General features: G+C 73.0%; 6 protein-coding genes. 2 read left to right on the forward strand and 4 right to left on the reverse strand.

From position 1 onward, the window contains the following. Positions 1-1,225: 1,225 nt before the first annotated feature. Together E1286_RS28135 and E1286_RS28140 are read left to right on the forward strand one after the other, a co-directional pair. Positions 1,226-1,852 carry a toxin glutamine deamidase domain-containing protein gene (locus tag E1286_RS28135; protein WP_246075240.1) on the forward strand — a complete coding sequence of 209 codons (627 nt, stop codon included), beginning with the start codon at positions 1,226-1,228 and terminating at the stop codon, positions 1,850-1,852. Beyond that, entirely contained in the window at positions 1,849-2,112 is a 264-nt protein-coding gene (locus E1286_RS28140; RefSeq protein ID WP_132617168.1) for a hypothetical protein, read from the forward strand. Before E1286_RS28135 ends, E1286_RS28140 begins: the two co-directional genes overlap by 4 nt. Before the next feature lie 124 nt (positions 2,113-2,236). Here E1286_RS28140 and E1286_RS28145 read toward each other — a convergent pair whose 3' ends face one another. From E1286_RS28145 to E1286_RS28160, 4 genes are all read right to left on the reverse strand, one after another. Further along, positions 2,237-4,708 carry an ABC transporter permease gene (locus E1286_RS28145; protein WP_132617170.1) on the reverse strand — a complete coding sequence of 824 codons (2,472 nt, stop codon included), beginning with the start codon at positions 4,706-4,708 and terminating at the stop codon, positions 2,237-2,239. 1 nt (position 4,709) lies between these two features. Beyond that, positions 4,710-5,456, reverse strand: coding sequence for an ABC transporter ATP-binding protein (locus E1286_RS28150; protein ID WP_246075241.1), 747 nt, complete (start codon positions 5,454-5,456; stop codon positions 4,710-4,712). A 108-nt stretch (positions 5,457-5,564) separates the two neighbouring features. Beyond that, the gene (locus tag E1286_RS28155) at positions 5,565-6,215 is read right to left on the reverse strand and encodes a response regulator transcription factor (protein WP_223190474.1); all 651 of its coding nucleotides are present in this window, start codon (positions 6,213-6,215) and stop codon (positions 5,565-5,567) included. After that, the gene (locus E1286_RS28160) at positions 6,215-7,381 is read right to left on the reverse strand and encodes a sensor histidine kinase (protein WP_132617174.1); all 1,167 of its coding nucleotides are present in this window, start codon (positions 7,379-7,381) and stop codon (positions 6,215-6,217) included. Before E1286_RS28160 ends, E1286_RS28155 begins: the two co-directional genes overlap by 1 nt. Positions 7,382-7,707 lie beyond the last annotated feature (326 nt).

The following is a 7,707-nucleotide window of genomic DNA, read 5'->3' on the forward strand; positions in this document are numbered from 1 at the left end:
TGCCCTCCCTGTAACGGCATCGCCTCTACGATCGGTCGTCGAGTATGACAGGAGGCAGGCCGTGTTCCGCGAGCGCAAGCCGAGTGTCCGATGGGCCCTTCCGGAGGGGCGGTACAACCCCGTGGTGGCGGAGGGGGTGCGCTGGCTCGACTACGAACGAGCCGCAGAACCCGACGCCACCGCCGACCTCGACCCCTCATCCCAGACCTTCGACACCACCGCCCACGACCCCGCCTCCCCACCACCGTGGTCACCGCTGACCTCCGAACCGCCGAGCGGGTCATCCGGCGGTGCGTCCGCCGAATCGTCGGCCCCCGCGCCGCCGTCGGACTCTGTGCCGCGGGGCATGGGAACAGGTGGTGCGTCGGCCCCGTCGGGGTCGGCGGGCGGTGGATCGACCGGTGCGTCCGCCGCGCCGTCCGTCCCCGTGTCGTCACGGGGGGCAGCGCCGGGCTCCGGGCCGCATGGGGTGGCATCACCTGGTGTGTCCGGCGCTCCATCCGGCGTTGTGCCGCCGGGTGACGGATTCGGGGGCGGGTCGGCTGGATCGTCCGCCGCGGCGCTGTCACCTGGGTCGCCACTGACCTCCGTACCGCCGAGCGGGACCTCTGGCGGCGGGTCTGCTGGGTCTTCCGCCGCCGCGCCGCCGCTGGGTTCCGCGCTGGGGTTCGGGTCGCGAGGTGCGGGGTCGGGTGGAGTGCCGGCTGCTCCGTCGGGCGCTGTGCCGCAGGGTGGTCCGTCCGTCGGGTCGTCCGCGCCCGCGTCGCCGGAGGCGGCGCTGGGCACTGGGCCGCATGCCGCATCGGGCGGTGTGGCCGGTGTGCCGCCGGGTTTCGTGTCGTCGGCCGGGTCCGGGGCAGTGGGTGCCGCGCCGGGTGTGGCTGGTGTTCCGCGTGGCCCCGTGCAGGAGGGTTCCGGGAGCGGGGCTCACGGTGGCGCCGACTCGGTGTCGTCGGCGTCGCACGGTCGCGCGGCCGAGGCTGGGGTCGTGGCCTCGGCTGACATGTCTGGCTCGTTCGCCGACACGTCCGGCTCGTATGCCGACACGTCCGGCTTGTACGTCGGCAGGTCTGCCGGGCACACCGGCTCGTCCGGCACAGACACCGGCACCTCCGGCTCGCATGCTGACCCGTACAGTCCGCAGCCTGGTACGTCCGGTCCGCACCTGGACCCGTACGGAACCGTGGGGCGGTTTTGTGGTGTGGCGGGTCACGAAGGCGAGGCGGTGGAGGATGACTGGTTCGATCTGCCGGGGCGGCCGCCGAGGCTGGGTGACAGCAGGCCGTACGGGGAGCCGGGAGGGTTGGCGGAGCCGGACCCGCAGGTGGAGCGGGACCTCGCCGAGGCGCTGCCACCAGGCGCGCGTTTCCCCGACCCCCGGGGCACCTGGGTGCGCCTGATCAACGGCGGCGGGCCCGCCGACGACCCGTTCCGGGCGTCCAACGCCGCCGACTGCGCCCTGGCCGTGCTGTCCACCTGGCACGGCGAGCCCGCCACGGCCGCGCCGAGGATGCCGGAGTACGACCGCGTCGGCCGTCCGGTGCTGACCGGCGAGCGGGGGAGCACGGCCAGGATCGAGCGCTGGGCCGGTCACCGCCTCCAGTACGCGGGCCAGGGCCGGCACGCCTACCCGCTGATCCGCCGCCGCCTGCTCGACGCCGGGCACGGGGCCGCCGCCGTCATCGTCGTACGCTGGCCCGGCGGCGGATCGCACGTCTGGAACGCGGTCAACTTCGACGGCGAGATCATCTGGATCGACGCTCAGCGGGGTCACATGTCCGTCGAGCCGCCGTACAAGACCGTGACCGGGGTGTTCTGCGTGATTCTCGACCGCCGGGGGATGCCGCGATGAACCTGGACCAGGCCAGGGCGCTGGCCGAGGAGTACGTCAACGGGGCGCGGGAGGAGACGGTGCCGGTCGGCGTGTACGGCTTCGACGGCGGCTACGTCGCCTGGGTGCGCGACCTGGAGCCCGACGACCCGGCGAAGCTGCCGGAGACGCTCGGGGGCGGATGTCTCGTGATCGATCGGGCGACCGGCGAGGTGGCGACCCGCCCGCTGCTCGACCCGGAGACCGTGGCGGAGCTCTGGCCGGGCCGCAGGCCCCGCTGACCGGCACGCCGACAGCGCTTGTGCGAGCGGGTGAAGGCCGGGCGTCGCCCCCATCAAGACGCCCGACCTCACCCCGTGGTGTTGTATCCGCCTAATGCCCGTTTTATGCATCTTCGGGGCTTTTTTAGACGGGGGTCAGGGATCCTACGATCGACGCCCGCGCCGCCCGCCTGGCCGGCAGCACGGCGGCGAGCACTCCAGCCACCCCGGCCAGCGCCACGAACAGTACGATCCGCGGGACGGGCACCGACACGATGGCCCCGTCCAGCATCGCCCGCATCGCCGCCCATCCGAAGACGACGCCCAGCACGACGCCGACCAGCGCCCCGATCAACCCGAGCACCAGCGCCTCGACGGACAACATCCGGCGCAGCTGCGGCCTGGTCAGCCCCAGGGCCCGGAGCAGGGCGGACTCCCTGGTCCGCTCGTGCACCGACAGCGAGAGCGTGTTCGCGATGCCGAACAACGAGATCAGGATCGCCAGGCCGAGCAGTCCCGTGATGATCATGAGCACCATGTCGAGCGTCTCGTCGAACTCCCCGCGTATCTCCGTGGAACTGCTCACCCGCACGTCCGGGTACGGTGCCGCGGCGGCGTCCACCAGCGCGCGGGCCCGCTCCGGCGGCACGCCGTCGCGGATGTTCACCATCACCCGCGTGTCGGGCACCGCACCGAAGTAGGCGTCGAACGGCCCCGCCGCGACCGTGACCGGCGGCAGCGTCGACTGGTTGCCGTCGAGCAGCGCGGTGACCGTCAGCGACGTGGTGCCCGCGCGCCGGGTCTCGATCGCCACGGAGTCGCCGACCCGCACGCCGAGCTCATCGGCCGCGAGCTCGCTCAGCGCGGCCTTGCCCGGGCCGAAGCCGGCCATCGACCCGGCCACGACGTACGGCTCCACGGGCCCGTCGAACGTGCCCACGCTGAGGCGCTCGCCCGAGACGCGCGCGGTCACCTGGCGGATCTGCGCCACCGACGTCAGCTCCGGCCGGCCGCGCAGCTCGTCGCCCACGGACCTCGGGACGACCGGGTCACCCGACTGCCCGGCCAGCAGGTAGTCGATCGGGAACTGCTCGTCCAGCTTGACCGTCAGGCTCAGCCGGGTGGACGCGGTGACCACCGAGATCACTGTCATCAGGGTCACGCCGATCGTCAGCGCGACCGTGGTGGTCGCGGCGCGCTTGGGGTTGCGCGCCGCGTTGTCCACCGCCAGCCGGCCCGGCACGCCGAACATCCGGCGCGGCACCCAGCCGACGAGCGCGCTCAGCGGCCTGACCAGCACCGGCCCCAGCACCAGCACCCCCAGGAACGTCAGCACGCCCCCGGCCATCACCACGACGAGCGAGACCTGCCCGGGCTCCAGGACGAACACGCCGGCGGCCGTCGTCCCGAGGCCCGCGACCAGGAACAGCGCCGCGATCCCGCCCCGGACGAGGCCGGCGCGGAACGCCGGCTCCCCGGCGTGGTCGCGCAGCGCCGCCACCGGCGGCACCCGCGTGGCCGACCTGGCCGGCAACACGGCCGCGCCCACCGTGACGACGAGGCCGACGGCCAGGCCGGCGACGACGGTGAGCGGGGTGAGGACGGCCTGCGCGTCCGTGGGCAGCGGGGAGTCCAGCGCGTCGAGGACCGTCAGCGTGAGCGCGGCCAGGCCGTACCCGGCGATCAGACCGACCGCGGAGGCCAGCAGCCCCACGACGGCCGACTCCAGCAGGACCGAGCCGAACACCTGCCCGCGCGTCGCCCCGATGCAGCGCAACAGCGCCATCTCCCGCGTGCGCTGGGCGACGAGGATGGCGAACGTGTTGGAGATCACCAGAGCGGCCACCAGCATCGCCACCAGGCCGAACATCAGCAGCCCCAGCGCGATCATCTCGTTCTGCACCCCGGCCGCCCTGGCCAGGTCGTCGGCCAGCTCGGCGCCGCTCTTGACGGTGTACGCGCTCCCGACGGCCGCCGCCACGGCGCGCGCGTCGGAACCGGCGACGTCGATCTCGGCGTAGCCCTTCGCGCCGGTCATGCGGCGCGCGGTGTCCGTGGTGAAGCCCACCGCGCCGGTGAAGGCCAGCTCCTGGTCCACGCCGGTGTCGATCAGGCCGACGAGCCGGAAGCGGTGCTGGTTCTGCTCGTGGTCGAGGACGGTGATCGTGTCGCCGATGCGGAAGCCCTGGGCTTTCGCGGTGTTCTCGTCGAGCACGGCGGCCCGGTCGTCGTGGCCCGGACCGGCGCCGGCGACGACGTTCGAGCGGTCCAGGCGTCCCGTGACGACGGACACGGCGGTGGTGGGGAAGTCCCCCACGGTCTTGCCGTCCTTGCCGAGCACGGGCGCGCTGCCGCGCACGAGGCCCTGGGCCTCGGCCACGCCGGGCAGCGCGCGGACGCGTTCCAGCACCTCCCCGGGCAGCACGCCGGTCTTGGGCAGCACGGCCACGTCCACCTTGCCCGCGTCGGCCGTGACGCGCTCGGCGACGCCGGCCCGCATGGCGTCGTTCAGCATGAAGGTGCCCGCGATGAAGCCCACCCCCAGCACGATCGCCACGGAGGTGAGCAACAACCTCATCCGGTGCGCCCGCAGCCCGGCCAGCGCCGTCTTCAGCACCTCAGGCCTCCAGCCGGACGAGCGTGTCCAGAACGGTCTCCGGCGTCGGCGCGGCGAGCTCGGTGACCAGCTCGCCGTCGCGCAGGAACACCACCCGGTCGGCGTACGAGGCCGCCACCGGGTCGTGCGTGACCATGACGATGGTCTGCCCCAGCTCGCGTACGGACGTGCGCAGGAACGACAGGATCTCGGCGCCGCTGCGGGTGTCGAGGTTCCCGGTGGGCTCGTCCGCGAAGATCACCTGGGGCTTGCCGATGAGGGCCCTGGCCACGGCCACCCGCTGCTGCTGGCCGCCGGACAGCTCCGACGGCCGGTGCCGGAGCCGGTTCCGCAGCCCCACGGTGTCGACCACCCGGTCGAACAGCGCCTCGTCGGCCTGCCGGGCGGCGATGTCGAGGGGCAGGCGGATGTTCTGCTCGGCGGTCAGCGTGGGCAGCAGGTTGAAGGACTGGAAGACGAAGCCGATCCGCTCGCGGCGCAGCTGGGTGAGCCGCCGGTCAGTGAGGCCGGTCAGCTCCACGTCGCCGATGTGCACGGTGCCGGACGTGGCGGTGTCGAGGCCGGCCAGGCAGTGCATGAGGGTGGACTTGCCGGAGCCCGACGGGCCCATGATGGCGGTGAAGGCGCCGGTGGCGAAGGACACGTCCACGCCGCGCAGGGCCTGGACGCGGGCGTCGCCCTCGCCGTACACCTTGGTCAGTGCTCTGGCGGCCACCGCGGGGGGCGCCTGGGTATGGGTGAGCGTCACATTCACTCCAAGGTCGCGAATTATCAACGCGACTCACGCTAGGAGTGGAAATTTCGCTCCTCATGGGCCTTGAGGAGGGACTTCGAGTGCGACTGCGGCTGACCCCGGTCAGACTTCCGGCCGAGGCGACGGCACGATCAGCCCCGACTCGTACGCGTACACCACCACCTGTGCGCGGTCGCGCAGCCCCAGCTTCGCCAGCACCCGGCCGAGGTGCGTCTTCACCGTCGCCTCCGCGACCTCCAGCCGGGCCGCGATCTCCATGTTGGACAGGCCGCGCGCCACCATGAGCAGCACCTCCCGCTCGCGCGGCGTCAGCTCGCCGGCCGCCACCGGCTCCCCGGACGGCAACTGGGCGGCGAACCTGTCGAGCATCCGCCGCAGCGTGGTCGGCGCGACCACGGCGTCGCCCGCGTGCACCACCCGGATCGCCTCGATCAGGTCGCCCGGCGGCACGTCCTTCAGCAGGAACCCGGCCGCGCCCGCCTTCACCGCCGCGAACGCGTACTCGTCCAGGTCGAACGTGGTCAGGATGAGCACCTTCGGGCCCTCGATGCGCCGGGTGGCCTCGACACCGTCCATGACCGGCATGCGCACGTCCATGAGCACGACGTCCACCGCGGCGGTCTTGAGCACCTCCAGCGCGGCGGCGCCGTCGCCGGCCTCCGCGACCACCTCGATGTCCGGCTGGGCCCCCAGCACCATGCGGAACCCGGCTCGCAGCAGCTCCTGGTCGTCGACCAGCATCACCCGGATCACTACGCCGCCCTCGCCATGGGCAGCCGCGCCAGCACCTCGAAGCCGCCGCCCGGCCGGGGACCCGCCGACACCGCGCCGCCGTACATGCCGGCCCGCTCCCGCATGCCGATCAGGCCGTGGCCGTCGGCGCTCGCCGGGGCAGCCGCGCCCCGCCCGTCGTCCGTCACCTTGACGACCAGGTCGGGACCGGTGTAGTCGAGCTCCACGGTCGCCCGGGCCGCCGCGCCGCCATGTTTGAGCGTGTTCGTCAGCGCCTCCTGGACGATGCGGTAGACCGCCAGCTGCTGACCCTCCGGCAGCTCGGCCGGCACGCCGGCGACGCTCAGCCGGGCCGGCACCGCCGAGCCTTGGACGAGCTCCTCCAGCTGGCTGAGCCCCGGCTGCGGGGTGTAGTCGGTGGCCGCGGCCTCGTTCTCGCGCAGGACGCCCACCAGCCGGCGCATCTCGGCCAGCGCGGCGCGGCCGGTCCTGGAGATGGTGGTGACGGCCTCGCGGGCCTGCTCCACGTCGCCGTCGAGCGCGTACGCGGCGCCGTCGGCCTGCACGACCATGACGCTGACGTTGTGGGCCACGACGTCGTGCAGCTCCCTGGCGATCCGCACCCGCTCGGCCGCGGCGGCCATCCTGGCCTGCTGGTCGCGTTCGCGCTCGGCGCGTTCCGCGCGCTCCTCCAGGCCCTCCAGGTAGCGCCGTCGGGTGCCGGCGTACAGGCCGGTCAGCCAGACCGTCACCACGAAGATCGAGCCGCCGAAGAACATCCCGAACGTGGGATCACGCCAATTGACCAGCGCCAGGAACGTGCCCAGCTCCGCCACCAGCACCGCCGCGAGCGCCCAGCGGAACGCGCACCGGTAGGCCACCGCCCAGAGCGCGACCAGCACCGCCAGGTTGGCCGGCAGCACGGCGAGGTCCTGCAGCCACTGCCCGAAGCTGACCAGCGCGATGACCGCGAACGACGCGACCGGCCGTGAGATCCACACCAGTGGCGCCAGCAACGCGGCCGACAGGGCCAGGTAGCCCACCACACTGATGGGCAGGCCCCCGGGCGGGTCGGCCGTCGCGATCGGCACCGCCAAGACGGCGCACAACACCGCCAGAGGAGCCACCCGGAGGGCCGCCACCGCCCTCTCGTGGCGTCTGGACCACACCCGCATCCTGCCGAACACACCCTCACGATAGGGACGTTCCGCAGCACATTGGTCCACCTGAAGGGTGAAGTGCTCGTACGACCCAGGTCTGACATGGCGCTGCGCTTACACAGGGCTTACGGTGGATTTGCCATCCTCTATTTCTGGGAGCGCCCTTCACGGGCGAGTAAAGGGAGATCGTGATGGCGGATCATGATCGAGACGGCGGGTCGCGCGGCGAAGAGGAAGCGCCGCGCGACCCGGCCTCCACCAGACGCCTCCACCAGCCCGGCGTGGACCCCGAACCCCGCGGCCTGAAGTACGGCGAGGGCGCCGACCGCGGCTACGCCTACATCCCGCCCACC

The sequence above is a fragment of the Nonomuraea terrae genome (assembly GCF_004348995.1).
GTDB lineage: Bacteria > Actinomycetota > Actinomycetes > Streptosporangiales > Streptosporangiaceae > Nonomuraea > Nonomuraea terrae.